This is a genomic window from Nocardia sp. NPDC057663 (assembly GCF_042799895.1).
Classification (GTDB): domain Bacteria; phylum Actinomycetota; class Actinomycetes; order Mycobacteriales; family Mycobacteriaceae; genus Nocardia.
Map to the genome: position 1 here is coordinate 156,658 of NZ_JBHVHX010000011.1, position 26,931 is coordinate 183,588.

Below are 26,931 nucleotides of genomic sequence, written 5' to 3' on the forward strand. Positions count from 1 at the left end.
CGAGTCGATCGACTCGGGGCCTTTCTCGTGCTCGGGTCAGAGACGCGGGGTGCGTCGGTACGCCTCGATAGCCTCGAACTTGGCCAGGTTGTGCCTGGCGTCGGCCAGCGCGTCGTGGGCGTCGTCGGGGATCGGCGGCAGTTCGGGGCTGCCGTGGGCGGTCCAGTGCTGACGCAGCTCGTTGGTGTAGCGCGGCATGCCCTTGGGCAGCGCGGTCATGTCGCCCCACAGCTGGCACAGCGCGACGTGATCGTAGGCGGCCACCCAGGCCCACAGCTCCGGCTGCACGCTGGGCCGGGGCAGGAAGAACTTGAACAGGTCGTCGCGGATCTGTTCCCTGGTGCGATACAACGGCGACCCGGCGGGCGGCAGCTTCGGCAGCACATGCCGACGGACCCACGGCCCCGCCCGCTCCGCATCGAATTCGGTGGACACCGCGTAATATTCGCGGCCGTCCTCGCAGACGACGCCGATCGAGATCAGATCGATCGTCACGCCGTCCTCGACGAATTCTGAGTCATAGAAATATCGCAGGGAGATCGCCTCTTCGTGCCGGTGGGCGGCCGTGGCCGTCCGGCGGGACGGCGCGGTCCGTAACCCACGATGGGTTGACCGAAACCCTATGTCGGCGGTTCGCGCGCGATACGCACGGGTCGTCGGTCCGCCGTGACCTCACAGCGAACAAACAGGTCGGCGGGCAAGATGGCGCGCGTGCGGGTCCACCAACTCGCCTGCTTGCCTGGCGTGAGGACAGCACGGCGGACTTGCGCACCGATCGGCCCGGCGGTGGGGTTCCGCGCGCGGGTTACGTATTCTGATCTGGTGACCTGGACCGTCGACGTACCCATTGACCGCCTGCCGGAACTGCCGCCGCTGCCCGCGGAACTGCGCAGCCGACTCGACGCCGCCTTGGCTCGGCCCGCCCTGCAGCAGCCGTCGTGGGACGCCGGGGAAGCCGCGACGATGCGCACCGTGCTCGAGAGCGTGCCACCGATCTGCCTGCCGGCCGAGGTGGAGGAGCTCAAGACCCAGCTCGCCGCCGTCGCGCGCGGTGAGGCGTTCCTCATGCAGGGCGGTGACTGTGCGGAGACCTTCGCCGACAACACCGAACCGCATATCCGCGGCAACATCCGCACTCTGCTGCAGATGGCCGTCGTGCTCACCTACGGCGCGAGCCTGCCGGTGGTGAAGGTGGCGCGGATCGCGGGCCAGTACGCCAAGCCGCGCTCCTCTGACGTCGACTCGCTCGGCCTCAAGTCCTACCGCGGCGACATGGTCAACTCGCTGGTCGCCGAAGAAGCGGTGCGCCGCCACGACCCGTCGCGCCTGGTCCGCGCCTACGCCAACGCCAGCGCCGCGATGAACCTGGTCCGCGCGCTGACCACCGCGGGCATGGCCGACCTGCACCAGGTGCACGACTGGAACCGCGACTTCGTCGCCCAGTCGCCCGCGGGCGCCCGCTACGAGGCGCTGGCCGAGGAGATCGACCGCGGCCTGCGTTTCATGACCGCCTGCCAGGTCAACGACCCGAGCCTGAAGTCGGCCCGCATCTACGCCTCGCACGAGGCCCTGGTGCTGGACTACGAGCGCGCGATGCTGCGGCTGAGCGAGAGCGAGACCGGCGAGCCGCTGCTCTACGACCTGTCCGCGCACTTCCTCTGGATCGGTGAGCGCACCCGTCAGCTCGACGGCGCCCACATCGCGCTGGCCGAGCTGCTGGCCAACCCGATCGGCCTGAAGATCGGCCCGACCACCACGCCCGACCAGGCCGTGGAGTACGTCGAGCGCCTCGACCCGAACAACGAGCCCGGCCGGCTCACCCTGGTCGCCCGGATGGGCAACGGCAAGGTGCGCGACGTGCTGCCGCCCATCATCGAGAAGGTCCAGGCCACCGGCCACCAGGTGATCTGGCAGTGCGACCCGATGCACGGCAACACCCACGAATCCTCGACCGGTTTCAAGACCCGCCACTTCGACCGCATCGTCGACGAGGTGCAGGGCTTCTTCGAGGTGCACCACACCCTGGGCACCCACCCCGGCGGCCTGCACATCGAGCTGACCGGCGAGGACGTCACCGAGTGCCTCGGCGGCGCGCAGGACATCTCCGACCTCGACCTCGAGGACCGCTACGAGACCGCCTGCGACCCGCGCCTGAACACCCAGCAGTCGCTGGAACTGTCGTTCCTGGTCGCGGAAATGCTGCGCTGATTTTCAGCGAGACGAGCCCGGGGCGGTCAGCGATGACCGCGCCCGGGCTTTTCTTTGTCCTTGTCCGGGGCCTGATCTCTTCAAGGCAAGGCGGTGAGCGTCACGACGCTGCCCGCCTCCACATTCGAGTTGAAGCCCGGCACCTGGCCGATCACCAGGGAGCTGTCGGAGTCGGTGAGGGACTTGACCTCCACCCGTAGCCCCAGCTGCTGCAGCTTCGAGCGGGCGTTGCCGACGGTCTGACCCATCACATTGGGCACCTTCACCGCGCTCGACACGATCAGCGTCACGCTGTCGCCCGACTGCAGGGTGGTGCCGACGGCGGGGTCGGTGCCGATCGCCTTGTCGCCCTCGACGCTCTTGTCGTACTGCACGCGGGTCTCGCGCACGGTCAGCCCGGCGCTGGTCAGGGCGCGGGCGGCCTCCTCGGCGGTCTTGCCGCGCACATCGGGCACGTTGACCGGCTGCGACCCCTTGCTGCGGTAGACCTTCACCTGCGCGCCCATCGGCAGCACCGTGCCGGGTGCGGGCTCCACCTTGGCCAGGGAGCCCTTCGGCGCGGTACTCGCCGCCTCGCCGCTGTCGATCGGCTGCAGGCCCGCGTCGCGGATCGCCTGGTTGGTGGCGCTGATCTGGTCGCCCGGCTTGATATCGGGCACCCGGGGCTTGCCGTTGGAGATCAGCACCGCGATGGTGGAACTCTTGGTGACCCGCGAGCCCGCCGACGGATCGGTGCCGACCACGCCGCCCACCGGGATGGTGTCCGACGCCTTGTTGCGCAGCACGGTCTCGAATCCCGCCTCCTGCAGCACCGAGACGGCGCGTTCGGAGTCCATCCCGGCGATCGGTGGCACCGCGGTGTAGCGGCCGACGCCGAGCCACCAGCCGCCGATTCCGACCAGCAGGGTCAGCGCGGTGACGATCGCCGCCCACACCACGCCGGTGCGGCGGGACGTGTTCTCGTTCGCCGCGAACGGGTTGTGCGCCGCGGCGGGGGAGTGCGCGTGCTGGTATTCGTCGGGCCGTGGCCGGGGCGCGGTGACCACCCTGGTGTGCTGGGGCCGATGGTCGGGCGCCGGAACAGGATGTGCGGCAACCGGATTCGGGGTCAGCGGGCGCTCGCCGGGATGGTGCGCGTCGCCGGTGCGGTAGCTTTCGCTGAGGTGCTCGGCCGAATCCCGCGGCGCGGGAACCCGGTAGGGCGGCAGGTTGAGTTCCATGGCGATCGTCTGCAGGTGCGCGGCCATCTCGTTGGCGTCGGCATACCGCTGCTGAGGGTCACGGGAGGTGGCCCTGCCCACCAGCGCGTCGAACTCCGGTGGCACGCCACCGATGAACTGGCTCGGCGGCGGCACGTCGTTCTCGACCCGCTGATACGCCACCGACAGCGAGTTGTCGCCGGTGAAGGGCACCCGGCCGGTGAGCAGTTCGAAGACCAGGATGCCGAAGGCGTACACGTCGGAGCGGGCGTCGGCGGTGCCGGTGGTCACCTGCTCGGGAGCCAGGTAGGCGGCGGTGCCGAGGATGACGCTGGCGGAGGTGGTATTGGCGGCGGCGACCGCCCGGACCAGGCCGAAGTCGGCGATCTTCACCTCGCCCGCGTCGGAGATGAGCACGTTCTCCGGCTTGATGTCGCGGTGTACCAGGCCCGCGTCGTGGGCGGTGCCGATCGCGCGCAGTACCGGCTCGGCGACCGCGCGCACGGCGTGCGGCGGCATCGGGCCGCGTTCGCGCAGCAGTTCGCGCAGCGTGCCGCCCTCGACCAACTCCATGATCAGGAACGGGTACTCGCCGTCGACGCCCTGGTCGTACACGGCGACCAGCGACGGATGCTTCAGCTTCGCGACCGCGCGCGCCTCGAACTCGAAGCGGGTCAGGAACTGCGGATCCCCGGCGAACTTCGGATCCATCACCTTGATCGCCACCGGGCGATCCAGCCGGGTATCGGTTCCCCGGAACACCATCGACATTCCGCCGCGGGCGATCGGCGCATCGATGCGATAGCGCCCTTCCAGCATCTGGCCGATCAAGTGATGTCCTCCGGCTTTCACAAACTTCTCACCCCTCGCGACACTGCGACAAGCGACAAGGCCACCGTGTGCGGCCCCCACGATCGTAACCGGGTGAGGGTGGCATGCCAGCCGATGCGGGCCAGCCCCTGTCATGCGGTGCATGCACAGGTACTACCGTTGTGCAGGTGAGTGCCTTCCCCTGCAGCGACGATGTGCTGCCCGACACCGAAACCGTCGTCTCGCTCCCCGAGGCCGCCGACATCCTCGGTATCCCGGTCACCGCCGTGCACCAGCTGCTGCGTGACCACCAGCTCCTCGCGATCCGCCGCAACGGTGTCGCCGGCATTCCGTCCCGGTTCTTCGACGACAACGACGAGATCGTCCGGATGCTCCCCGGCCTGATCACGGTGATGCGCGACGGCAAATACAGCGACGAGGACATCCTGCGCTGGATCTACACCGAGGACGACTCCCTCCCCGGCCGCCCCGTCGACGCCCTGCACGGCCCACTGGCCCGCGAAGTCGTCCGCCGTGCCGCCGCCGAACCCTTCTGATCCCGGCACCACCGGGCCCGGCCTCGCTATGGCTGTCTGCAGCCTGCCGCTGACCTGGCTCTACGCGCCCCGGTCGGCGGCGGCACGGCTCACGATGCTGCGGCCGTAGCCGGCGGTCTGCTGCTGTCGGAGGCCGCGTGCGAACCGTGCCCGGTGGTGTGACCCTGCGCGCGGCGCCAGGCGGATGAGCGCAGCAGTCGCAGGCCGTTGAGTCCGACGATGACGGTCGAGCCCTCGTGCCCGGCGACGCCGAGCGGCAGCGGCAGGTGGCCGACCAGGTCCCACACGACCAGGATCGCGATGAAGCCGGCCGCGATGGCCAGATTGGCCAGCACCACCCGGCGCGCGCGGCGGGACAGGGCGATCACGGCCGGGATCGTCGTCAGGTCGTCACGGACGACGATGGCGTCCGCGGTCTGCAGCGTGAGGTCCGAACCCGCGCCACCCATCGCGATGCCGACGGGCGCGGCAGCCAGTGCGGGCGCATCGTTGATGCCGTCGCCCACCATGGTCACCCGCTCGCCGTCGGCTTGCAGCGCGCGCACGGCGGCGACCTTGTCGTGCGGCAGCAATCCGGCGCGCACCTCGGTGATGCCGATCTGCCGGGCCAGCTGTGCGGCGGTCGCATGGTTGTCGCCGGTCAGGAGAACCGGCGCGCTGCCGGTGGATTCGGTGAGGGCGGTGATGGCGGCCGCGGCCTCGGGCCGGATCTGATCGGTGAAGCCGAGGACCGCGATCGGTTCGTTATCGCGGAGTACGGCCACCGCGGTGCGGCCGCGTGACTGCACGAGCGATACGAGTTCCCTGGCCGAGGAGGTCTGTGGCGAGCAGCTTGCGGGCGCTGTCTGGCCGCCCGTTTCGCCGTCCGTGAGGACAACCGGCGAGCCCACGCGCACGAAGCTGCCGTCGACCCGGCCGGACACACCGCGACCCGGCTGGGCGGCGAAGTCGGCGGCGGCGGGGAGTGCCAGACCACGCCGGCGGGCGGCACGGACGGTGGCGGCGGCCAGCGGATGCTCGCTGGGGTGCTCGACCGCGGCGGCCAGGCGCAGGACTTGGTCCTCGGTGACCTGGCTGTCCGGCAGCGGATGGATCTCGGCGAGTTCCGGGGTGCCGCGGGTGAGCGTGCCCGTCTTGTCGAACGCGACGCGAGTGGTCGCGCCCAGCTGTTCCATCACCACGGCCGACTTCACCAGCACACCGTGCCGTCCCGCGGTGGCGATCGCGGCGAGCAGCGGCGGCATGGTCGCCAGCACCACCGCGCACGGTGAGGCCACGATCATGAACGTCATCGCGCGCAGCAGCGAATCACGCAGCGCCGCACCGAGAAGCAGCGGGATCACGAACACCGCGAGGGTGGCGGCGACCATGCCGATCGAATAGCGCTGCTCGATCTTCTCGATGAACAGCTGGGTCCTGGCCTTGGTGCGGCCCGCCTCCTCGACCAGCACGGCGATGCGGGCGACAACGGAGTCCTCGGCCCTGCGCTCGACACGGACCCGCAGCGCTCCGGTGCCGTTGAGCGTCCCGGCGAACACCTCGTCGCCCGCGGACTTGTCCACCGGCAGTGCCTCGCCGGTGATGGTGGCCTGGTCGACCTCGCTCGCCCCGTCGACGACCCGCCCGTCGGCGGCGATTCGGTCGCCAGGGCGGACCAGGACGAGGTCGCCCACGGCGAGATCGGCCGCGGCGACGGTCTGTTCACCGTCGGCAGTGAGCCGGGTTGCGGTGTCGGGCGCCAGCGTGAGCAGGCCGCGTACCGAGTCCTCGGTGCGGGTGGTCGCGAGCGCTTCGAGCGCGCCCGAGGTGGCGAAGATGACGATCAGCAGTGCGCCGTCGACCACCTGGCCGATCGCCGCCGCCCCGATTGCGGCCGCCACCATCAGCAGGTCGACGTCGAGCGTCTTGTCCCGCAAGGCCTTCAGCCCCTCCAGTCCCGGCTCCCAGCCGCCGGTGAGATAGCAGGCCAGCAGCATCGACCACCACAACCACGACGGCGCGCCGGTCAGCTTCGCCGTCAGGCCGAGCGCGAACAGCGCGGTCGCCGCGACGGCCCAGCGCATTTCGGGGATCGCGAACAGCCGGGTGCGCGCCGCCGGTCCGCGCGCGGCGGCTGCGGACGGGCGGCTGAGCGTGGCGGTGGACGAGACCACAGGGCACCTCCGAGGGGGAATGAGGACCCGAGAATAACAGATCATATGAAGAGATATTCATGTCATGTGGTCCGCTAAACTCCAGCCCATGGGACACGGTGTGGACGGGCGCGACCGGCCTGCGACGCGGCTTGACGCCGCTGCCGCCGCGCACGTGGCCACCACGCTCCAGGCGCTGGCGACGCCGAGCAGGCTGCTGATCCTGTCGGAACTCCGCCAGGGCCCGCGCCCGGTGACCGAACTCGCCGAGGCGGTGGGGATGGAACAGTCGGCGGTCTCGCATCAGCTGCGGCTACTGCGAAATCTGGGCCTGGTCACCGGCACCCGGGCCGGGCGCAGCATCGTCTACAGCCTCTACGACAACCACGTCGCTCAACTGCTCGACGAAGCGATCTATCACAGTGAGCATCTGCGCCTCGGTCTCGCCGAACGCCCGGAAGCCGCGGGCTGATCCGTCTCGGCGCCCCGGGGCTCCCGGCGGTGCCTTCGCCGGGCTAGCGCAGGCGCGCGGTGCCGAATCCCTTGGCGGCGACGATGATCCGACGACCCGGCGAAACGGTCGCCCGGGTCCGGAACACCTGGTACTCGGCCGCCTCGATGCGGCCCAGGATCTCGGCGTAGAGGGTCGCGGCGGTGCGAATCGCAGGACGCACGCGGGGGTCGAGCAGTTCGATGCCGGGGTCGGCGCGGCGATAGATATCGCGGTTCACCGCGATCAGGTGAGCCAGCGCGCGGCGCACGCGCGGATCGGTGCGGCCCGCGGCACGGCAAGCGCGCAGCTGGGCTTCGTCGACACCGAAGGCGGCCAGCTCCTCGGTGGGGAGATAGACGCGGCCACGGTCGAGATCCTCGGCCACATCGCGCAGGAAATTGGTGAGCTGGAACGCCTCACCCAGGGCCGCGGCGGCGGGTTCGGCCTCGGCGACAGGGACGACCGTGCCGAGCACCGGCAGCAGTTGCAGGCCGATGGCGGCCGCGGAACCGCGCATGTACTCGCGCAGCTCGGTCATCGTGGCGTAGCGGGTGCGGTGGGTGGCTGTGCCGGGGACGTCCATCCGCATGGCGTCGAGGAATGTCCAGAAGTGGGTGTGGGCGATGTCGTAGCGGCGGATCGTGTCGGCGGCCGCGGTGAGGATCTGGTGTCGCCGCAGGTCGGCGGTGTCGATATCGCCGTGTTCGAGGGCCAGCCGGAGCTGCTTCTCGACCAGATCCAGGTGCTGGGCGGGGCTGATCGCCGCGGGACCGACCGGTAGGGCAACGTCCGCGCCGTCACGCGGATCGAGCACCCGGGCCGGGTCGCCGGCGTGGTCGACGATGTCGTCGACCATCCGCGCGAAGGCGTACAGCGCGTGCACGGCCCGGCGGCGCGGCGCCGAGAGCAAGCTGGTCGCCAGATAGTAGGTGCGCCCGTGCTCGGCGGCGATGCGCCGGCAGCTCGCGTAGGCCGCGTCGAGACCGGTGGCCTGCTGGTCCGTGCGGTCTGCGATCGGCATGCTCAGGCGCTGACCGGTCATGCCCGAACAGGCGGCGCCGGTTCCTTCATGACCGCACGCGAACGGGCCGAACGCAGGTGTAGTGGGTCCACGTGGCGCAGCGACACCGCGGCGACGACGGCGGCGAAGGTGGCCAGCGCGACGTGCCAGAAGTTGTACAGCCCGATCGACCCGTCCGGCTGGAAGACCAGCATCAACCAGGTGCAGATCCCCACCAGCCACTGCAAGGTCAGCGTCGAGAGCGCGAACCCGGCGGCCAGCGCCAGCGGCCACGAGTAGTACCAGGGCAACGCGGCGGGCGAGAGCAGCACGATCGCGACGAACGCGATGATGATGCCCATCACGGCCTCGCGCTCACTGTGCCGGAAGCGCCACCAGGTCGCGACGAGCAGCGCAATCAGGGCGACCTGGCACAGCTTGCGGATGATCCCCAGCACCGACCCCGCCGGATCTTGATCCCAGGTGACCAAGTGCGCGAGGATCGTCGGCAGCGACAGCCAGTTGATGATCTTGTTCGAGCCCTGCAGCGCGGTGACCCAGCCGAAGCCGACCCCGGCGATCACCGAGGCGGCGCCGAATACCAGCGCGAACACACCGACGCCGATGCCGGCGATCTTGGTGAACACGAACAGCGGATGCGGCATATCGGCGGACGGCCGGGCCGCGTCCGAGTGATTCTGGTCCTCGGGAGGTCCCACGTCGGCGGCCGTGGTGGCTCGACGCTCGGCGGCTCGGCGTTCCTTCTCGTGCAGAATCCAGATCCACACCAGGAACGGCAGCGCGACGCCCGCGGTCGCCTTGATCGCGACACCGATGGCGACGACGACGATGCCCGCCACATGGTGGCGTTCGAGCACCAGCGCGACGCCCGCGCACATCAGCCCGACCATCAGCATCTCGTTGTGCACGCCGCCGATGAGATGGATCAGCACCAGCGGGTTGAGCACGGCCAGCCACAACGCCACCGTCGGCTTGCCGCCGAGATGTTTGGTCAGATAGGGCACCGCCCACATCATCAGTGCCAGCCCGGGCAGCATCACCAGGCGCAGGGCGATGGTGCCCGCGATGACGTTGTCGCCGGTGAGCATGGTGATCGCGCGGCCCATGAGCAGAAAGACCGGCCCGTAGGGGGCGGTGGTCGTGGTCCAGACCGGGCTCACATTGTCCAGCAGCACACCGGGATTGGCGACGGGACCCACCTGGTAGGGGTCGAAACCGTCGCGTAGCAGTGCGCCCTGGGCGAGATAGGAGTAGGCGTCGCGGCTGAACATGGGCGCCGCGAACAGCAGTGGCGTGATCCAGATGCCGACGATCGCGCGCAGCTCGTTCAGCGTGACGCGCGCGCCACCTTTGCCGATGGTGTTGCGGCCGAGGCGAACCCACGCGGTGATCATCATCAGCACGCCGGCCCAGATGAGGATCGTCGACAGCGCGTAGCCGTGCCCGAACCGCAGCCACGACAGGTGCAATGCCTCGAGCAGCGGGTCGCGTTTGCGGACCGCGCCCGCGCCGAAGCCGCCGAGGGTGATCATGATCGCGCCGACGAAGCCCATCATGGCCGCGTGGCCTTCGGGGCTACGGGCGAAGTCGCCTGCGGTGCGCAGCCAGGACCGGGCGCCGGGATCGGTCCCGGTGGGCATGTGGCGCTGCGGCTCGAGGGTGCGCGTGGTGTCCATGGGGCCTACGGTCGTCTCGGGGGGCGGCATGTTCGGTCGGTCCCCCCGGATGGTCGGCGGTCGCAACCGCGAGCTGATAAGTCGGCCGTCAGTTTACGGCTTCAACTTGGAACACTAGCCCGGTGGTCGGTCGCGTTGCGCGCCCGGCTGCCGGTGATTCGTGCCGCGGCCAGCTTGCCCGACAGCAACGTGGTGGGCACACCCACCCCCGGAGTGGTGCCGCAACCTGCGAGAACGACGTTGTCCACGCCCCTTGGCAGATTGCGTGGCCGGAACGGGCCGGTTTGGCGGAACAGGTGCGCGATGGAGAACGGTGTGCCCGCGATCATGCCCTGGGCGGCCCAGGTCGCCGGTGTGTCGACGTGGTCGACCCGGAAATGCTCGGTGATGCCGGTGTAGCCGCGCCGTTCCAGCTCCGCGAGCAGTTCGCCGAGATAGGCGGGGCCGAGGCGGTCCCAGTCCAGTGGCGCGGCATCCAGGTTCGGGCACGGCGCCAGGACCGACAGCGGTTCGTGCCTGCCGTCGGCGCGGTCGACGAACTGGCCGGGATCGGTGAGCGCGGGCCTGGTCAGCAGCAGCGACGGATCGCTCATCAGCTTCCCCCGCCCGCGCCGCGCGGAGATCTCGGTGAACGTCGTCGCCCAGGCGGCGCCGAAATCGATCGTGTGATGCGCCTGCACCGGCCATTGCGCGGCGATCCCGGCGGGCACGGTGCCGTGCGCGACCACCGCCGACGGCGAGGCCCGCAGGCCACGGCGATACCGCAGGCCGAACCGCGGCAGTGAACCGAGATCGGCGGTGAGGACCACCGCATCGCACGCGAAACTGCGGCCGTCGACGGTGCGGACCGCCTCGGCGCGCCGCGACGTTCCCGCGCTCGCCGTGTAGTCGATGCCCGCGACCTCGGCCTCGAGCACGAGCTGTCCACCGGCGGCGGCGAACGCCTCGGCGAGTGCGGCCGTGATCGCCCGCATGCCGCCCTCGGGGAAGTAGACGCCGAGGCAGGTGTCCATGTTGGGGATCGCGCCGTAGAGCGCCAGCGCCTTGTCCGGCACCGTTCCCGCGTAGAGCGCCTGGAAGGTGAACAGCCTGGCCAGGCGCTCGTCGCGCAGATAGGAGCGCACACGCGGCCCCAGCCTGCCGAAACCGCCGAGCCGGACCAGCGTCGCGAGCGAGGCCCGCGAGCGCCTGCTGCGCACCAGATCCAGCGGCGAATCGAAGTTCGCGTCCATGAATTCGTCGTATTCGGCGCCGTAGATCCGGCCCAGCCAGTCCCGCAGCCGCCGGTAGTTGCCTGCCTCGGCGGGTCCGCAGGTGTCGGCGACCTCGGCCGACATCGCCGCGGCGTCGTCGAAAACGCGAATGTCGCTGCCGTCGGCGTAGCGCGCGTGATAGGCGGGGGCGAGGCGGTGGATGCGCAGGCCGACGCTCTCGCGCGAGTGCCCGACGGCGGCCAGCGCCTCGTCGATCAGCTCCGGCAGGGTGAGTACGGTGGCGCCGCTGTCGATCTCGTAATCGTCGAACCGGTAGCGCCCGACCCGGCCGCCGGGATGGTCGGCACGTTCGAGCACGGTGACCTCGACGCCCGCGCCGCGCAGGTGCAGCGCCGCGGCCAGCCCGGCCAGTCCAGCGCCGACCACGACGACATGATTCGCTTGTCCCACAACGTTTTTCATAGCAGTCTCAGGCCGCGCGGCGGGTGGCGGCCAGCGCCATGTCGTGCAGCAACTGCTTGGCCTGCGTGGTCGCGCTGCTCGTCGCCACGGCGAGCAGACCGGTGTCGGTGAGCTCGGTGATGCGGCGTTCCACGTCGTCGACGGCGCCGAGCTCGGTGAGCAGCGCGCGCAGCCGGTCCACCGCCGCGCCGTCGAGGTCGGTGCCGAGCCCGGTGCGGATCAGTGCCGCCGATTCCGGATCGGCCCGGCGCAGCGCCTCCGCGATCAGCACCGTGCGCTTGCCCTCGCGCAGGTCGTCGCCGGACGGCTTGCCGGTGACGGCGGGGTCGCCGAACACACCGAGCAGGTCGTCGCGCAGCTGGAAGGCGATGCCGACGTCGGTGCCGTAGATCCGCAGCGCCGCCACCAGGTCGTCGTCGGCGCCTGCCAGCGCGGCGCCCAGATGCAGCGGTCGTTCGATCGTGTACGCGGCGGTCTTGTACCGGTTGATCCGCAGTGCGGCCTCGACCGATTCGTCGCCACCGGCCTCACCGTTGATGTCGAGCAGTTGGCCGCCCAGCACCTCGGTCCGCATCCGCGCCCACACCGGCGCGAACCTGGCCAGTGCGGCCGGGGCGAGCCCCGCCTCGTGCACCAGGTCGTCGGCCCAGGCCAGGGCCAGATCGCCGATCAGGATGGCGACCGCCCTGCCGTACTCGGCGCCGTCGCCGGGCCAGCCCGCCGCGCGATGCCGGTCCTCGAACTCGATGTGCACGGTCGGGAAACCGCGCCGGGTCTGCGAGGAGTCGATGATGTCGTCGTGCACCAGCGCGCACGCCTGCACCAGTTCCAGCGCCGAGCAGGCGGTGAGCACGGCGGCCGCGTCGGGGCCTGCCGGGTCGCCGCCGGCGCCGAGCCAGCCGGTCCACGCGAACCCCGGCCTGGTCCGCTTGCCACCGCGGATGACGAACTGTTCCAGCGCCTCGGCGGCGTCGGTGAACACCGGACCGAGCGGGTCGACGATCTCGCGCCGAGAGGCGAAGAAACCGGCAAGCACCTGCTCGACCGCGGTGACGAAGGCGGGCGTGCCCGGCGTGAGCGTGACGAGATCGACCGAGGCCGGCGTGTCGGCGACGGACCGGGAGAGCGGGGTACCGATTCCGGCGGACAGGGTGGCCTCCAGGTGCGGAAGTGGGCGAGCGGATGGACCGGGGTCGCACGCGGCGGTGCGATCACCGGCGTCTGGTCGCAGAATACGCGGGTGGCGCGGGGGTGTCGTCGGCGCACATGGCCGCTGCGACCGACCCCACACCTGGCGATTCGGCGGTGTCCGGCCCGGCGATCGGCGCGAATCCAGCGGACTTGACGGTCGAGCGGCTGGTCCGTGCCCGATTCCGGACCGCCGCGGCCCCGGTTCCTGGTCGCCGCGGCGGCGTCACGGCGTCCCACTACACTGGACCGGTGACTTTCGACAATGGACGGGGACGTTCGACCCCAGATCGACCCGCCCAGAAGCAGCCGATCGTCTCGAACACCCCCTCGGTGGTGCAGAGCCTGCGCACCCATTCGGGCAGCGGCGTGCCGTTCTCGGTGGAGTTCAACCCGCCACGTGACGCGGCGGGCGAGGCCAGGCTGTGGCGTGCGGTCCGCGAGTTCGAGCGGATGCACCCGGCCTTCGTGTCGATGACCTACGGCGCGGGCGGCTCCACCAAGGACCGCACCGTGCGCATCACCGGTGAGCTCGCCACCGAGACGACGCTGCTGCCGGTCGCCCACCTCACCGCCGTCGGCCACAGCATGGGCGAACTGCGCGCGCTGGTCGGCTCCTACGCCGACTCGGGCATCCGCAACCTGCTCGTGCTGCGCGGCGACCCGCCGGGCGATCCGCTCGGTGAGTGGCGCAAGCATCCCGAGGGCGTCGAGTACGCCGAGGAACTGGTGCGTATCGTGCGCGACCTCGGCGACTTCCACGTCGGCGTCGCCTCGTTCCCGCAGGGCCACCACCGCTCGCCCGACCTCGACCACGACACCCGCCACCTCGCCGCGAAACTGCGTGCGGGCGCGGAGTATTCGATCACCCAGATGTTCTTCGACGTGGAGCACTACCTGCGCCTGCGCGACCGGGTACTGGCCACCGACCCGATCGAGGGCGCCAAGCCGATCATCCCCGAGCTGATGCCCATCACCTCGCTGCGCACGGTGCAGCGCGCCGAGGAACTCTGCGGCCGCCCGCTCGACCCCGCGGTGATGGAACGCCTGACCCGCGCCGCGGGCACCGGCCCGGAGGAGGACAAGGCCGCCGTCCGCGCCGAGGGCATCCAGATCGCCACCGAAATGGCCCAGCGCCTGATCGACGAGGGCGCCCCCTGCCTGCACTTCATCACCCTCAACTTCGCGAAGGCGACCAGCGAGGTCCTCACCAACCTCGGCTACGGCGTGACAGCGGCCCCGCTCAGCGCGTGACTGCCAGCTCGTTCCAGGTGCGTTCCCAGCTCCGGGTCATCGCCGGGTAGACGATCAGGTACCGGAACGGCTTGATGAACGCCATATAGGCGCGGCCGAACAGGCCGTTCGGTTTCACCAGCACCGCCATCTGCAGGTGATAACCGGAGCCGACGTCGTCGGGCACCCAGCCCAGGTGCATGATCCCGTGCATGGTGCCGTTGGCGATCTCGGCGGCATACTCGTCGTCGAGGACGTACAGGCTGGTCAACGGACTGCCGTCGTCATCGGGACACGGCGTATCGCGCATGTCGGCAGGCAGCCGGTCCACCAGCGATTCCACCCTGCTCCCGGTCCCGGCCGACTCCCGATCCCACCCGAACACCTCACCCAGCTTCCACCGGATCTTGAACAGCAGCCCGCTGATCCCCGAGGAATCGGACGCCCGCGCCGCCTGCAGCGCGGCGAGCAACGCGGGAAAGTCATCCACCCGCCCACCGGGCGTCCGAAACCGCCAAACATCTTCGACATCGAAATCCCCGGCGATCTCGTGGATGCGCCACGGTCGATCGGTATGTGCCGCTGCGGGAAGTCGCATGAGAGAAACCCCTATCCGTACGGATGCGTATGGAGAAGAGGCTACCGCTGTTATACGCCTACGTATAGAGCTGTCATGTGTGACAAAGGAAGGGTTGACACATGGGGTACTCCCTTGCCTGCGCTGACGATCGAATCGAGTACCCAAAGGGCCGGGTAAGCCGTTGAGCCGGTAGATATTTCGGACAGCAACGGCGTGGCGTAGTGGACCCGCCGATCGAAATTGACTCTCCGCCCGCCGCGCATCCTATGGTGCCGGTCATGCCCAGCTACCTGCACGAAGGTGTTCTGGAATTGTTCCGTGCCGACCTGACATTGGCCCCGGCGCTGATCACCGAGGTCTGCGGCGTCGCGATCCCTGGCTACACAGCAGCGACCACTGAGCAGTGCGACTTCTCCGATATCGGGCCCAAGGAGTTCCGCGGTGATCTGGCGCTGAGTCTCCATGACGCCGACGGCGCCGCCGTGCTCGGCATCTGCGTCGAGGTCCAGCTCTCGGAGAAGCCCCACAAACAATGGAGCTGGCCGGTCTATCTGACTACTCTGCGAGCACGACTGCGCTGTCCGGTGGTGCTCCTTGTCGTCGTACCCAACACCAGCGTGGCTACGTGGGCGGCCAAACCGATCGACATCGGCCACCCAGGATTCGCGCTGCGTCCACTCATCGTCGGACCGGACCGAATGCCGATCGTCTCCGACCCATCGGAGGCCGCATCATCCCCGGAACGAGCGGTTCTCTCGGCGATGGCCCACGGCAACGGCCCCCACGCCGACGAGGTCTTCACCGCGCTCCTGGTGGGCCTGACGAAGACCGACGACGAACGAGCACGGATGTACCATGACCTGGTCGACGAGGTGTTGTCCGAGGCGGCCAGCCGACGGTTGGAGGAACTGATGACGATGACCTACGAATACCAGGGCCGAATCGCCCGCAAGTACGTCGAAGAAGGGCGCGAAGAAGGTCGCGAGGTGGGACGCGAGGAAGGCATCGCGGCCAGCATCATCACCGTTCTGAGTGCGCGCCGAATCGCTGTCTCGGAGGATCAACGGGCCCGGATCGAGCAGTGCCGGGATCTGGCTCAGCTCGACACCTGGCTGCGGCGCGCGATCGACGCCGCCACGACAGCAGACCTCTTCGACTGAATCCACGAGACACTGCACTCCGAGGCTGATGTTGGGCAAGGCTCGTTCGCATCGCCCGGTGGTTCAGGGGATCTCGGGAGCGACCGGTGCTGCGGGGCCGCCGTAGCGTTGCGACCCCGCAGCGAGGTGGTTCAGGCCGCGCGTGCGGTGCGTACTCCCCACGCGTCGGCCAGTAGGCGATGGGATTCCAGGCGGTCGGCGTGGTTGTGGGTGATGGTGGTGACCAGGAGTTCGGTGGCGCCGGTGACCTTGACCAGGGCTTCCAGGCGTTCGGTGACCGTGTCGGGGGCGCCGACTATCTGGGCGGCGAGGCGGTCCTCGACCAGGCGGAGCTGGTCGGGGGTGAGGGGGGCGGCGGTGGCGGGGTCGAGGTATTCGCCCGCGCCGGAGCCGCTGCGGATGCTGTGGACCCAGTGGCCGTAGGTGCTCGCGTGGTGGCGGGCGGTGGCGTCGTCGGCGGCGACCACGACATCCGCCGAGACGATCACGTGCGGTTCGGCGAGGGTGGCCGAGGGCCGGAACGCCGCTCGGTAGGCCTCGACCGCATCCAGCGCGGTGCCGGGGGCCACGTGATAGGCCGCCGCGAACGGCAACCCGAGCCTGCCCGCCACCTCGGCGCTCTCACCGGCCGTGCTGCCGAACAGCCACAGTTCGACATCGGCGCCCTCGCCCGGAACCGCATGCAACGCAACATCATCGGACGATACGTAGGTGCCGTCGAGCAGGGCGCGCACCTCGGCGATCTGGTCGGCGAAGTCCAGCGCCTCGGCGTGCGGCTGCTGCAATGCTTCGAGTGCGGCGACGAACCGGGACCGGTCGGTGATTCCGCGCGGGTCGAACGGCGGTGGCACCACCACCCCGTCGCGGATCCGGGTGCGCCCGGTGACCGTGTCCAGCACCGGATGCCCGCCCTTGGCGGTGGACGCCTCCGCCCCGAACTGGCTGCGCCGGTGCCCCGACCGACCCAGGCCCAGATCGAGCCGCCCCGGGTGCAGCGCATCGACGGTGCCGAACGCCTCGACTATCGAGGCCGAGGTGTGATGACCCACCTGCACCGCGCCGGTGCCGACCCGGATGCGGGAGGTGGCGGCCGCGACCAGGCCGAGCAGGGTCAGCGAGGACGAACTGGCCACCGACACGAAATGATGTTCGGCCAGCCAATACCGGTGGTAGCCCCACTGTTCGGCGTGCTGGGCGAGATCGATCGTGTTGCGCAATGCCTGTGCGGCAGTAGACCCTGCGCTGATCGGCGCGAGGTCGAGGATCGAAAGCGGCACGGTCATAGCGTCGGATCCTGTTCTCCCGCTTCGATCGCCACCCGCAGCCGGTTCTCGGCCGGCGCTATCGGGCAGGTCGCGTAGCCGGTGAACGCGCACGGCAGGTTCACCGCCCGGTTGAAGTCCAGGGTCACGGTGCCGTCGGCCTCGACCGCGCCGATCGCGAGCGACCGCGCCGCCGGGTAGGTGGTGACGCCGCTGGTGGCATCGGTGAACAGCACCTTCAGATCCGCGGGCGTGCCGAAGGCCACCAGCGTCTCGGTGGCGTCGCCGATCCGGAATTCGATGGTCCCCGCCGCGCTGTGGCGGTGTTCGAGCCCGTCCACCACCGCGCCGGTGGTGACGGTGCGGGCGGTGCCGAACGGGGTGAACCGGCCGGTGACGACCCAGCGCGGGTCGGCCGGATAGGCCGGGACCCCGGCGAACGCGACCAGGGTGGGCGCGGCCGGGTCGTGCACGCGTACCGCGAACTGCCCGGAGCGCCGGATCACCTCGAAGACCCGCTCCTCGTTGAACACGCTCAGCCCGGGCGCGCCCTCGACGGGAGTCAGAATCTGCACGCCCGCGATCCGCTCACCCTCGACGTCGAGCCGGTCGGCGGGCTGGGCGGTGATGAACACCTTCTCGTCGGTCACCCACCAGGTGCCGGGGAGGCCGTCGAGGCGTTCGGGGCGGTCGGTGAGCCAGTGCAGGCCGGCGAGGCTGAGCCAGCCGAGGGGGTCGCGCAGGCCGTCCTCGCGGGCGTCGTGCCAGCGGTGCCAGTCGTCGGCGAACGTGGTTGCGGTGCTGGTGGTGTCGACGGTGATCGTCATGACGCGCGTGCTCCTTCGGCGATGGCGGGGTGGTGGGGGTGACGCAGACCGAGGTGGTCGCGCAGGGTGGTGCCGGTGTAGGCGGTGCGGAAGCTGCCGCGTTCCTGCAGTTCCGGCACCACCGTGTCGACGAATTCGTCGAGCCCGGCGGGGGTGAGGTGCGGGACGAGGATGAACCCGTCGGCGGCGTCGGACTGCACGTAGTGGTCGATCTGCTCGGCGATCTGGACCGCGGTGCCGATGAACTGCTGGCGGCTGGTGACCTCGATGATCAGCTCGCGGATGGTGAGCTTCCCGGCTTCGGCCTGCTCGCGCCACGCCTTCGCCACGGCCAGCGGATCTTTCGCGTGCCGTACCCGGCCCCGGGTGATCTCGGTGGTGGCGTCGGGCTCGATATCGGGCAGCGGACCGTCGGGATCGTAGCCGGAAAGGTCACGGCCCCATACCTGTTCGAGGAAGGCGATCGCGGTCTGCGGGCTCACCTGCTGGTACCGGATTTCCCTGGCCCGCTCGTGCGCCTCGGCCTCGGTATCGCCGAGGACGAAGGTGGCGGCGGGAAAGACCAGCAGTTCGTCGTGCGTGCGACCGTATTTCGCAAGCCTGCCCTTGATGTCGGCGTAGAACTTCTGGCCCGCCTCGAGGGTGCCGTGCGCGGTGAAGATCGCGTCCGCCGCCTGCGCGCCGAATTCGCGTCCCTCGTCGGAATCGCCCGCCTGCAACAACACCGGGTGTCCCTGCGGACTCGGCGGCAGGACGAACGTCGCGTCGATGTCGAATTGGCTGCTGTGGAAAGCGGTTCCGGGCACCTGCTCGGTGAAGACGCCGCGCTCCCGGTCGACGACGAGCGCGTCGGCAGGCCAGCTGTCCCACAGCGCCCTGGTCGCTTCGACCACCTCGGCCGCGCGCCGGTACCGCTCGCTGTGCTCCAGATAGCCGCCGCGCCGGAAGTTCTCCCCGGTGAACGCGTCGGAGGAGGTGACCACATTCCAGGCCGCGCGACCGCCGGAGAGATGATCCAGCGAGGCGAACTGCCTGGCCAGCTCGAACGGCTCGTTGTAGGTGCTGTTGATGGTGCCTGCCAACCCGAGCCGCTCGGTGACCGCGGCGACCGCGTTGAGCACGGTGAACGTGTCCGGCCTGCCCACCACGTCGAGATCGTGGATGCGCCCACGGTGTTCGCGCAGCCGCAGGCCCTCGGCCAGGAAGAAGAAGTCGAACAGGCCGCGTTCGGCGGTGCGCGCCAGGTGCTCGAACGAGGCGAAGTCGACCTGCGACTTCGACGCGGGGGCGGCCCAGACGGTCGTGTTGTTGACGCCGGGGAAGTGCGCGGCGAGATGGACTTGTTTGCGTGGCTTCGAGGTCACAGCGCTGCTCCTTGCGTGGTCGCGTAGCGGCTGGCGGGGCGGGGGAGACCGAGGCGGTCGCGCAGGGTGCCCGGCGGCGATTCGGCCGGGGGACGAGCGAGGAACGCCGCGAGCGTGGCGTGCACCGCAAGCGGTTGCAGGACCACCCCGTCGGCGGCGTCGGTGCGCTCGATCTCGTCGAGGAGTTCGTCGAGCGCGATGGCGGTGCCCACGTGCCGCAGGGCGGTGTCGGCGTCCCGCGCGAACCACCGGTCCAGCTCGGCGACCTCGGCGTGCGCTTGCTCGGCCGAATCAGCCAGGTGGACAGGGAGATCCAGGAGCACGTGCACCGTCTCGGGATCGCGGCCCGCCGTGGCGAGGGCGGCGCGCAGCGCGAGACGGCGTTCGGCGGCGGTGGCGAGGTCGGGGGCGGAGATCCGGATGAGGTCGGCGCGGCGCACCGCGACGTCGGTGGCCAGGGGATCGTCGGCGCGCACGGTCACGATCGGCTGACCCTGCGGCGAGCGCGGGGTGATCGACGGGCCCTTCACCGAGAAGTTCTCGCCGGCGAAGTCGATGTAGTGCAGCCGATCCCGATCGATGAACCGGCCGGTGGGCACATCGCGGATCTCGGCGTCGTCCTCCCAGCTGTCCCACAGCCGGGTCACCACCTCGACCGCTTCGTCGGCCTCGTGCCACAGCGCCGGTGCGGACTGAACACCCTTGCGGCCGAACGCCTTCGCCTGCCCGGCATCGGCGGAGACGCCGACTTCCCAGCCCGCGCGGCCCAGACTCGCGACATCGAGTGCGGCGATCGCCTTGGACACGTGGAACGGTTCGGTGTGGGTGACCGGCACCTGCGGGATCAGTCCGATCCGCCCGGTGACCGGCGCGGTGCGGGCCGCGATCGCGACCGCGTCGAGCCTGCCGCGGGTCACCGCGGTGCCGCCCTCCTGCAGACCGAACGAGTCGGGCAGGAACACCGCGTCGAAGCCGAGCTGCTCGGCCCGCGCGATCACCTCGGTCCAGTAGCGGGCGGTGAACAGATCCTCGGCCCGCGAATCGGCACGCCGCCAGGACGCGGGATGCGTTCCGGTGCCCGCTGTTTCGAAGCCGAGGAACAGTGTGGCCTTGCTCATCGGGTGAGGTCCTTTCCGTCGATGCGATCGATCCGGATGCCGGGCGCCGGGATCGCCGCGAGCAGCTCCCTGGTGTAGGCGTGCTGCGGATCGGTGAACAGGGTTGCCGTCGTCCCGGTTTCGACGATGCGGCCGTGCCGCATCACCGCCACCCGGTCGCTGATCTGGCGGACGACGGCCAGGTCATGGGAGATGAACAGGTAGCCGAGCGCGAGGTCACGTTGCAGGCCGTCGAGCAGGTCGAGGATCTGCGCCTGCACCGAGGCGTCGAGCGCGGAGACCGGTTCGTCGAGCACCAGCAGGTCCGGCCGCAGCGCCAGCGCGCGGGCGATCGCCACGCGCTGCCGCTGGCCACCGGACAGTTCGGCGGGCTTGCGCGTGGTGAACTCGGCGGGCAGCGCGACCTGGTCGAGCAGTTCGGTCACCCGGTGAGCCTGCTCGGCGCGTTTGCCGACACCGTAGGCGCGCAGCGGCTCGCCGATGATGTCGCCGATCTGCCAGCGCGGGTCCAGCGAGGAGTACGGATTCTGGTACACCACCTGGAAACGCCTGCGCAGTTCGCGCAGCCGGCGGCGGCGCGCGGTGGTGAGGTCGTGCCCGTCGAAAGTCACCGTGCCGCTGTCCGGTTCGGTGAGACGCAAGGCGATGCGCGCGGTGGTGGACTTGCCCGAACCGGACTCACCGACCAGGGCGAGGGTTTCCCCGCGATCGAGGGTGAACTCGACATCGTCGACGGCGGTGACGTCGGCCGCGTGGAATCGCTTGTGCAGAGCACGAACCGAGAGCAGTGGTGTCTCGGCCCTGGCGCGGGGTGGACGGAACGCCGTGGGCGCGAGCGCCGGTGATGCGGCCAGTAGTCGTCGCGTGTAGGGATGCGCGGGACGGGCGAGAACCTGGGCCGTGGGCCCGGATTCGACGACCTCACCCTGGGCGAGCACCACCAGCCGGTCGGCCCGCTCGGCGGCGACGGCCAGATCGTGGGTGATCAGCAGCACCGCCGTGCCGCGTGCCGCGATCCGTTCGGCCAGCCGATCCAGCACTTGCCGTGCGACCGTCGCGTCGAGCGCGCTGGTCGGCTCGTCGGCGATGATCAACTCCGGTCCGCAAGCCAGCGCGATGGCGATCAGCACCCGCTGGCGCTGCCCGCCGGACAGCTCGTGTGGATACTGCCGGGCCCGGACTTCCGGCCGGTCCAATCCGACCTCTTCGAGCAGGTCCAGCGCCTGCAACCGCGCCCCGCGCCGATCTGCCAGCCGATGCACCAGCAGCGCTTCGGCCACCTGATCACCCACCCGCAGTACGGGATTCAGCGAGAGACCAGGATCCTGCGGCACAAAGCCGACTCGCGCGCCACGCAGCCGGCGCAGGGCCTTCTCGTCGGTCGGATCCACCTGCTCGCCGGCGAATTCGGCACTGCCCGACACGCTTCCCGCGGAATCACCGAGCAAGCCGATCACCGCGTGCGCCAGTGTGGACTTCCCCGAGCCGGATTCGCCGACCAGCGCCACCACCTCGCCGCGCTCGACCTCGATCGAGGCGCCGCGCAGGGCGTCGACCGGCCCGGAGCTCGATCGGTAGGCGATGTGCAGATCCGTCACGCGCAGCAGCGGTCCAGCTTGGTCTCGACCATGTCGGGCGGCACCGGCCGATCGCTCCCGGGTGTTTGTCTCTGGCGCCCCGGATGGCGAAGCCGCCTGTCCTGACGCGACATGCTCGTGTTCGGTGGTCTCTTCGCCGCCGAATCCGGTCGACGACCCGCCCGTGCTCATCGGTTCTCCGCCTTCCCCGCAAAGCGACCGAGCCGCTGTGCCGAGAGCACGACGGCGACGATGACCAGACCCGGCAGGGTGGTCAGCCACCACGCCGAGGCCAGGAAGTTGCGTCCCTCCGAGATCAGCGAACCCCATTCGGGGGTGGGCGGTTTGGTGCCGTAGCCCAGGAAGCTCAGCGACGACACCGCCAGCACCGCCATCCCGAATTCCACGGCGGCCAGCGCCAGTACGGGCTGGAACGAATTCGGCAGGACATGCCGGGCCAGCACCGCGTACCAGCGCACCCCCGACGCGTGCGCAGCCTCGACATACGGTGCGTGCCGCACCCGCAGCACCTCCGAGCGCATCACCCGGGCGAAATTCGCGATCAGCGAGATGCCCACGGCGAGCGCGACATTGCGGGTGCCGAAGCCGAGCGCGGTCACCAGCGCCAGCGAGAGCAGCAGCGCCGGGATCGACAGCAGGACGTCGACCACCCGCATGATCGCGGTGTCGATGATCCCGCCCGCCGCGCCGGACAGCAGCCCGAGCAGCGAGCCGACCACCAGTGCGATCCCGACGGCGGTGAGCGTCGCGGTGAGGGAGAGCGCGGCGCCGTGCACCATCCGCGTGTAGAGGTCGCGGCCGAGGTTGTCGGTGCCGAACCAGTGTGCCGCGCTGGGTGCCTGGAACTTCTCCGCGGGCACGCCGGTCAGCGGGTCGCCGGAGGCGAAGACCGACGGCGCTACCGCCCACCCGATCGCGACGGCGAGCACCACACCCGCGACCAGCAAGCCAAGGTGGCGACGGATCCACCGCGCGATCTCGGTGGGCCGGACCGCGCTGTCGTCGGCCGCTGCGGGCCGTTCCGCGACCGATCCACGGCGCACGAGGAGGTCAACCATGGTCGTTCCCTTCGGTATCGATGTCGGTCTCGGCGGTGGCCGGAGGGGGCGTGGAGTCAGGCACCGTGCACCGCCTTCGCGGCGACATCGGCCTTCGTGTCCGGGAGTGGATCGCGGGGCTCGCTCGTCTTCGCACGCCGCCCTCTGCTACCGGTGATCCGTGGATCGAGCAGGGGATACAGCAGATCGACCGTCAGGTTCACGACGACGAAGATCAGCGCCGACAGCAGCACCACGCCCTGCACGACGGGGATGTCCTGGTTGAGCACGGAGGTCTGGGTGAGCCTGCCGACCCCCGCGCGGGCGAACACCGACTCCACCACCACCGACCCGGCCAGCATGGTGCCCACCAGCACACCGGCGATGGTGAACGCGGGCACGCTCGCCAGCCGGGCGACGTGGCGCCGCTGCACCCACCACCGCGACGCGCCCTTGGCAAGCGCGACCTCGGTGAACGGCTGCCGCCACGTCTGTTCCAGCCCGGCGGCGAGTACCTGGGCGATCACCGCCCCGATCGGCAGCGCCAGGGTGAGCGCGGGCAGCAGGGTGCCGCGCAGTCCCGTCCCGCCGAATGCCGGGAACCAGTGCAGGCGAAACGAGAACAGCTGCAACAGGATCAGTCCGGTCCAGAAGGTCGGCACCGAAACACCCAGCGGCGGTAGGGCGCTGAGCGTGTTACGCAGCCACGGCCGCCGCGTGTAGGTGGCGGCGAAGGCCAGTGCGGTGCCGCCGGCCGCGGCGAAAAGCAGGGCGAGCAGGGCCAATCCGAGGGTCGGTGGCAGGGCGTCGCCGAGCGCCTCGGTGACCGGCTGACCGGTGCTGATGGATCGCCCGAGGTCACCGGTGACCGCATTGCCGAGCGCGGTCACATACTGCTCCCACAGCGGCTTGTCCAAGCCGTAGCGGGCCTGCAGTTCCGCGATCGCCGCCTTGTCGACGGCGGTGCCCGGCCCGCCGCCGTCGGCGGCCATCGACACCGGGTCCGCCGGCAGCAGGTACAGCACGACGAAGGAGATGGTGAACGCCGCCCACAACACCCAGATCGCCTGCAGCACCCGGGAACCCACGTATCGGCCCATGATCAGCGCCCGCTCAGCCAGGTGTCGAAGAACTGCAGCCGGGCCGAGGCCTCGAACTTCAGATCCTGGGTGCTCGCCGCCGCGCCGATCGCCTGCGACAGCTCGACGGTCGGGATGTAGAGGCCGTTGTCGAGGATCTGCTGCTGCGCCGTCTTGATCAGCAATGACCTGGCGGCCGGATCGTTGGCGGCCAGCTGCTTGTCCAGGGTCTCGTCCAGGGCCGGGATCGGTCCGCGGGCGTTGAGGTTGCGACCGGTGAGGGAGAAGGACGTGCGCAGGATGTCGCCGTCGGCGCGGGTGGAATTGCCGTAGGTGGCGTCGTAGTCCTTGGAGTTCATCTTGGCGGTCCACTCCGGCAGCGACACCAGATCGAGCTTCAGGTCGACGCCCACCTGGCGCAACTGCTGCTGCACCAGTTCCAGAATCGCCTGGTTGCCCGCGAAGACCTGGCTGAATGTCACCGAGAAGCTCAGTCGCTCACCGTTCTTCGCCCGGATGCCGTCGGCGCCGGGCGCCCAGCCCGCCTGGTCGAGGATCGACTTCGCCGCGGCCGGGTCATAGGGCAGTTTCGCCGAGAGATCCGCGTAGGCGGGCGTCGCCGAGGCCAGGGTCGAGCTCGCGACTTTGAACTGCGGGCCGAGCACGGTGTCGACGAGCTGCTTGCGGTCCAGCGCGGGCAGCAGTGCCTGGCGCACCGCCGGGTCGCGCAGTGGGCCACGAGTCACATTGGGGTGCAGCCCGAACGGCGTGCCCGGGTTCGACGTGGACAGCACCCGACCGCCCACGGCATCGATCTGCGGCGCGTCCTGCGGCAGCGCGTCGCTGATCGCGTCGAGCTGGCCGGAGACGAGACTGCCGGTGCGCACCCCGGATTCGGGGACGACGGTGAAGTCGATCCGGTCCAGGTACGCCTCACCCTGATGCCCGAATACCGTCGAGCCCCAGTGATATCCGGCCCGCTTGGCCAGGGTCGCCGAGACGTCCTGCTTGTAGCCCGCGTAGGTGAACGGTCCGCTGCCGATGTTGTCGCCCGCGCACCGGGCCTCGGCGGGCTTGGCATTGGTCGACTGGGCCAGGATGCCCAGCTGCGGCGTCGAGGAGGCCTGCAGGAACTGGGCGTTGGGCTGGCTGAATTCGACCCGGGCGGTGAGCTTGTCGACCGCCGTCGTGCCGATGTAGTTGGTGAGGTAGCTCGCGCCCAGCGGCGCCTTCGCACCGCCCAGCTTGATGATCGCGTCGAAGGTGTCGCGCACCGAGTCCGCGGTCAGCGGGGTGCCGTCGCTGAAGGTGACACCGTCGGCGAGCGTGAACGTGAACACCTTCGCGTCGGAGCTGACCTCCCAGCTCTTGGCCAGCCACGGCGTGATCGCGCCGGTCTTCGGGTCCTGATCGGTGAGCGAGTCGACGATCTGGCGGGCGACATAGATGGTCTGGTTCGAGCCGGCCTGCGCCGGATCCGAGCACGACGGCGCTTGCGACAGCCCGTACCGCAGGGTGCCGCCGGGCTGGGGCGGACCGGCCTGCCCGCCCGAGCCCGCGCTGTCGCTGCCGCACGCGACCACGGAGGTGGCGACGGCGAGGACGCCGGCGACGGCGGCGAGACGATGATGAGGACCGATCACGGGGTGACTCCAGAGAATTCGCGGCCAGTGGCCAGGGGACGGCTGGGAATGCGGCGGCGCAGCTCGGGCGCCACCTCGGCCTGGAACAGTTCGAGACTGCCCAGGTAGTCGGCGTCGGCGCGGCCTTCGCGTTCGGCGGACAGGTGGATCACCTCGTGGCCGAACTGCTCGTGGTAGCGGCCGACCTTGTCGATCACTTCCTCGGGGCTGCCGATGAGCGCGGAACTGCGCGAGACGAAGTCGTCGACGGTGTCGAACACGATGGGATGCCCCAGTTTTCGTGCCAGCGCGAGGCGAGCTTCGAACAGCGGGGCGTAGACCGCCCTGGCCTGCTGGGAGGTGGGCGCGACATGGAAGCCCGCGGTGCCCGCCCCGACGAGCGCGTCGGCCGGATCATGGCCGTGGTCGGCCCAGCGTTCCCGATAGTGGCGCACCAGTTCGGCATACGGTTCGATCGGATTGGTGACGTTCGCCGAGAACAGCGGATCACCGTGGCGCGCGGCCAGTTCCACCGATTCGCGGCTGGTCGCGCTGCCGTGCCAGATCCGGATCCGTGGCTGCCACGGCCGCGGCAGCGCCTTCGCCGCGGTGAGCGACGGGCGGAACCGGCCCGACCAGGTCACCTCGTCGCTGTCCCACAGCGCCCGGAACAGTTCGTAGCCTTCACGATTGCGGTCCCACTGGTCCTCGGTGGTGACGTGATACAGCTGGGCCTGCGCGGCGCCGTTGCCCTTGCCGATGATCAGCTCGAGCCGCCCGCCCGCCAGGTTGTCCAGTGTCGAGTAGTCCTCGAACGCGCGCACCGGGTCGAGCAGGCTCAGCGTGGTCACCGCGGTGAACAGGGTGAGCCGCGAGGTGACGGCGGCGATGTGGCTCAACAGCACCGGGGGAGCGGCCGAGAGGAACGGGTCCTCGTGCCGCTCACCGACGGCGAAGCCGTCGTAGCCGAGTTCCTCGGCCAGCCGGGCTTGTTCGACGACCTCGCGCAACCGGTCCCGCGTCTCGGGGATGATGCCGGTGATCGGGTCGGGCACCCTGGTCACCAGCGTGAACAACAGAAATTTCATGCG

At 70.1% G+C, this 26,931-nt stretch carries 22 protein-coding genes; 5 read left to right on the forward strand and 17 right to left on the reverse strand.

The window, feature by feature from the left end; translation table 11 throughout:
• Positions 1–36 precede the first annotated feature (36 nt).
• The gene (locus ACFVAV_RS22970) at positions 37–534 is read right to left on the reverse strand and encodes a polyadenylate-specific 3'-exoribonuclease AS (protein WP_379037204.1); all 498 of its coding nucleotides are present in this window, start codon (positions 532–534) and stop codon (positions 37–39) included.
• A 288-nt stretch (positions 535–822) separates the two neighbouring features.
• On the opposite strand from ACFVAV_RS22970, the gene ACFVAV_RS22975 reads away from it, so the two are divergent.
• The gene (locus ACFVAV_RS22975; RefSeq protein WP_379037160.1) at positions 823–2,208 is read left to right on the forward strand and encodes a class II 3-deoxy-7-phosphoheptulonate synthase; all 1,386 of its coding nucleotides are present in this window, start codon (positions 823–825) and stop codon (positions 2,206–2,208) included.
• Between the two features lie 80 nt (positions 2,209–2,288).
• On the opposite strand, the gene pknB is transcribed toward ACFVAV_RS22975, so the two are convergent.
• Positions 2,289–4,259, reverse strand: coding sequence for a Stk1 family PASTA domain-containing Ser/Thr kinase (gene pknB, locus ACFVAV_RS22980; RefSeq protein ID WP_379037161.1), 1,971 nt, complete (start codon positions 4,257–4,259; stop codon positions 2,289–2,291).
• 146 nt (positions 4,260–4,405) lie between these two features.
• On the opposite strand from pknB, the gene ACFVAV_RS22985 reads away from it, so the two are divergent.
• Positions 4,406–4,774 carry an Rv2175c family DNA-binding protein gene (locus tag ACFVAV_RS22985; RefSeq protein ID WP_218717256.1) on the forward strand — a complete coding sequence of 123 codons (369 nt, stop codon included), beginning with the start codon at positions 4,406–4,408 and terminating at the stop codon, positions 4,772–4,774.
• A gap of 89 nt (positions 4,775–4,863) precedes the next feature.
• On the opposite strand, the gene ACFVAV_RS22990 is transcribed toward ACFVAV_RS22985, so the two are convergent.
• Positions 4,864–6,972, reverse strand: a complete 2,109-nt coding sequence (locus ACFVAV_RS22990; RefSeq protein ID WP_379037162.1) for a heavy metal translocating P-type ATPase — start codon at positions 6,970–6,972, stop codon at positions 4,864–4,866.
• Positions 6,973–7,015: 43 nt separating this feature from the next.
• On the opposite strand from ACFVAV_RS22990, the gene ACFVAV_RS22995 reads away from it, so the two are divergent.
• The gene (locus tag ACFVAV_RS22995) at positions 7,016–7,378 is read left to right on the forward strand and encodes an ArsR/SmtB family transcription factor (RefSeq protein WP_379037163.1); all 363 of its coding nucleotides are present in this window, start codon (positions 7,016–7,018) and stop codon (positions 7,376–7,378) included.
• A gap of 43 nt (positions 7,379–7,421) precedes the next feature.
• Here ACFVAV_RS22995 and ACFVAV_RS23000 read toward each other — a convergent pair whose 3' ends face one another.
• The 4 genes from ACFVAV_RS23000 to ACFVAV_RS23015 all read right to left on the reverse strand — a co-directional run bounded on the left by ACFVAV_RS23000 (position 7,422) and on the right by ACFVAV_RS23015 (position 12,934).
• On the reverse strand, positions 7,422–8,420 hold the full coding sequence (locus ACFVAV_RS23000) for a phytoene/squalene synthase family protein (protein ID WP_379037164.1): 999 nt from the start codon (positions 8,418–8,420) through the stop codon (positions 7,422–7,424).
• Positions 8,421–8,437: 17 nt separating this feature from the next.
• Positions 8,438–10,096 (reverse strand): alpha-(1->6)-mannopyranosyltransferase A, encoded by a 1,659-nt coding sequence (locus tag ACFVAV_RS23005; RefSeq protein WP_379037165.1) that lies wholly within the window; start codon positions 10,094–10,096, stop codon positions 8,438–8,440.
• Between the two features lie 101 nt (positions 10,097–10,197).
• Entirely contained in the window at positions 10,198–11,772 is a 1,575-nt protein-coding gene (gene crtI, locus ACFVAV_RS23010; protein ID WP_379037166.1) for a phytoene desaturase family protein, read from the reverse strand.
• A 7-nt stretch (positions 11,773–11,779) separates the two neighbouring features.
• On the reverse strand, positions 11,780–12,934 hold the full coding sequence (locus tag ACFVAV_RS23015; protein ID WP_379037205.1) for a polyprenyl synthetase family protein: 1,155 nt from the start codon (positions 12,932–12,934) through the stop codon (positions 11,780–11,782).
• Positions 12,935–13,212: 278 nt separating this feature from the next.
• Between ACFVAV_RS23015 and ACFVAV_RS23020 the strand changes: the two genes are divergently transcribed.
• The gene (locus ACFVAV_RS23020) at positions 13,213–14,214 is read left to right on the forward strand and encodes a methylenetetrahydrofolate reductase (protein ID WP_379037167.1); all 1,002 of its coding nucleotides are present in this window, start codon (positions 13,213–13,215) and stop codon (positions 14,212–14,214) included.
• On the opposite strand, the gene ACFVAV_RS23025 is transcribed toward ACFVAV_RS23020, so the two are convergent.
• Positions 14,204–14,791 carry a DUF2867 domain-containing protein gene (locus ACFVAV_RS23025; protein WP_379037168.1) on the reverse strand — a complete coding sequence of 196 codons (588 nt, stop codon included), beginning with the start codon at positions 14,789–14,791 and terminating at the stop codon, positions 14,204–14,206. The two genes, ACFVAV_RS23020 and ACFVAV_RS23025, sit on opposite strands and share 11 nt — an antisense overlap.
• 260 nt (positions 14,792–15,051) lie before the next feature.
• Here ACFVAV_RS23025 and ACFVAV_RS23030 point away from each other — a divergent pair, with 260 nt between their 5' ends.
• Positions 15,052–15,933: a hypothetical protein gene (locus ACFVAV_RS23030; RefSeq protein ID WP_379037170.1), complete on the forward strand. Its 882-nt coding sequence runs from the start codon at positions 15,052–15,054 to the stop codon at positions 15,931–15,933.
• 131 nt (positions 15,934–16,064) lie between these two features.
• Here the strand turns inward: ACFVAV_RS23030 and ACFVAV_RS23035 are convergent, their stop codons facing one another.
• The 9 genes from ACFVAV_RS23035 to ACFVAV_RS23075 form a co-directional block, all read right to left on the reverse strand.
• Complete coding sequence (locus ACFVAV_RS23035) at positions 16,065–17,216, reverse strand: LLM class flavin-dependent oxidoreductase (protein WP_379037171.1); 1,152 nt, start codon at positions 17,214–17,216, stop codon at positions 16,065–16,067.
• On the reverse strand, positions 17,213–18,022 hold the full coding sequence (locus ACFVAV_RS23040; RefSeq protein ID WP_379037172.1) for a DUF1684 domain-containing protein: 810 nt from the start codon (positions 18,020–18,022) through the stop codon (positions 17,213–17,215). Before ACFVAV_RS23040 ends, ACFVAV_RS23035 begins: the two co-directional genes overlap by 4 nt.
• Entirely contained in the window at positions 18,019–19,386 is a 1,368-nt protein-coding gene (locus tag ACFVAV_RS23045; RefSeq protein WP_379037173.1) for an NtaA/DmoA family FMN-dependent monooxygenase, read from the reverse strand. The genes ACFVAV_RS23040 and ACFVAV_RS23045 overlap by 4 nt, the downstream gene beginning before the upstream one ends.
• Positions 19,383–20,504, reverse strand: a complete 1,122-nt coding sequence (locus ACFVAV_RS23050; RefSeq protein WP_379037174.1) for an LLM class flavin-dependent oxidoreductase — start codon at positions 20,502–20,504, stop codon at positions 19,383–19,385. The genes ACFVAV_RS23045 and ACFVAV_RS23050 overlap by 4 nt, the downstream gene beginning before the upstream one ends.
• On the reverse strand, positions 20,501–22,102 hold the full coding sequence (locus ACFVAV_RS23055) for a dipeptide ABC transporter ATP-binding protein (protein ID WP_379037175.1): 1,602 nt from the start codon (positions 22,100–22,102) through the stop codon (positions 20,501–20,503). The genes ACFVAV_RS23050 and ACFVAV_RS23055 overlap by 4 nt, the downstream gene beginning before the upstream one ends.
• Before the next feature lie 167 nt (positions 22,103–22,269).
• Positions 22,270–23,160: an ABC transporter permease gene (locus ACFVAV_RS23060; protein ID WP_379037176.1), complete on the reverse strand. Its 891-nt coding sequence runs from the start codon at positions 23,158–23,160 to the stop codon at positions 22,270–22,272.
• A gap of 56 nt (positions 23,161–23,216) precedes the next feature.
• Complete coding sequence (locus ACFVAV_RS23065) at positions 23,217–24,239, reverse strand: ABC transporter permease (protein WP_379037178.1); 1,023 nt, start codon at positions 24,237–24,239, stop codon at positions 23,217–23,219.
• Between the two features lie 2 nt (positions 24,240–24,241).
• Positions 24,242–25,861 (reverse strand): ABC transporter substrate-binding protein, encoded by a 1,620-nt coding sequence (locus ACFVAV_RS23070; RefSeq protein WP_379037180.1) that lies wholly within the window; start codon positions 25,859–25,861, stop codon positions 24,242–24,244.
• Positions 25,858–26,928 (reverse strand): LLM class flavin-dependent oxidoreductase, encoded by a 1,071-nt coding sequence (locus tag ACFVAV_RS23075; protein ID WP_379037181.1) that lies wholly within the window; start codon positions 26,926–26,928, stop codon positions 25,858–25,860. Before ACFVAV_RS23075 ends, ACFVAV_RS23070 begins: the two co-directional genes overlap by 4 nt.
• Positions 26,929–26,931: the final 3 nt, after the last annotated feature.

What these genes read in the sequence shown, in the direction of transcription:
- ACFVAV_RS22990 (WP_379037162.1), bottom strand. Translation starts at nt 6,972, where the DNA reads ATGATCTGTTATTCTCGGGTCCTCATTCCCCCTCGGAGGTGCCCTGTG.
- ACFVAV_RS22995 (WP_379037163.1), top strand. Translation starts at nt 7,016, where the DNA reads ATGGGACACGGTGTGGACGGGCGCGACCGGCCTGCGACGCGGCTTGAC.
- ACFVAV_RS23000 (WP_379037164.1), bottom strand. Translation starts at nt 8,420, where the DNA reads ATGCCGATCGCAGACCGCACGGACCAGCAGGCCACCGGTCTCGACGCG.
- ACFVAV_RS23005 (WP_379037165.1), bottom strand. Translation starts at nt 10,096, where the DNA reads ATGGACACCACGCGCACCCTCGAGCCGCAGCGCCACATGCCCACCGGG.
- crtI (WP_379037166.1), bottom strand. Translation starts at nt 11,772, where the DNA reads ATGAAAAACGTTGTGGGACAAGCGAATCATGTCGTCGTGGTCGGCGCT.
- ACFVAV_RS23025 (WP_379037168.1), bottom strand. Translation starts at nt 14,791, where the DNA reads ATGCGACTTCCCGCAGCGGCACATACCGATCGACCGTGGCGCATCCAC.
- ACFVAV_RS23030 (WP_379037170.1), top strand. Translation starts at nt 15,052, where the DNA reads ATGCCCAGCTACCTGCACGAAGGTGTTCTGGAATTGTTCCGTGCCGAC.
- ACFVAV_RS23035 (WP_379037171.1), bottom strand. Translation starts at nt 17,216, where the DNA reads ATGACCGTGCCGCTTTCGATCCTCGACCTCGCGCCGATCAGCGCAGGG.
- ACFVAV_RS23040 (WP_379037172.1), bottom strand. Translation starts at nt 18,022, where the DNA reads ATGACGATCACCGTCGACACCACCAGCACCGCAACCACGTTCGCCGAC.
- ACFVAV_RS23050 (WP_379037174.1), bottom strand. Translation starts at nt 20,504, where the DNA reads ATGAGCAAGGCCACACTGTTCCTCGGCTTCGAAACAGCGGGCACCGGA.
- ACFVAV_RS23060 (WP_379037176.1), bottom strand. Translation starts at nt 23,160, where the DNA reads ATGGTTGACCTCCTCGTGCGCCGTGGATCGGTCGCGGAACGGCCCGCA.
- ACFVAV_RS23065 (WP_379037178.1), bottom strand. Translation starts at nt 24,239, where the DNA reads ATGGGCCGATACGTGGGTTCCCGGGTGCTGCAGGCGATCTGGGTGTTG.
- ACFVAV_RS23075 (WP_379037181.1), bottom strand. Translation starts at nt 26,928, where the DNA reads ATGAAATTTCTGTTGTTCACGCTGGTGACCAGGGTGCCCGACCCGATC.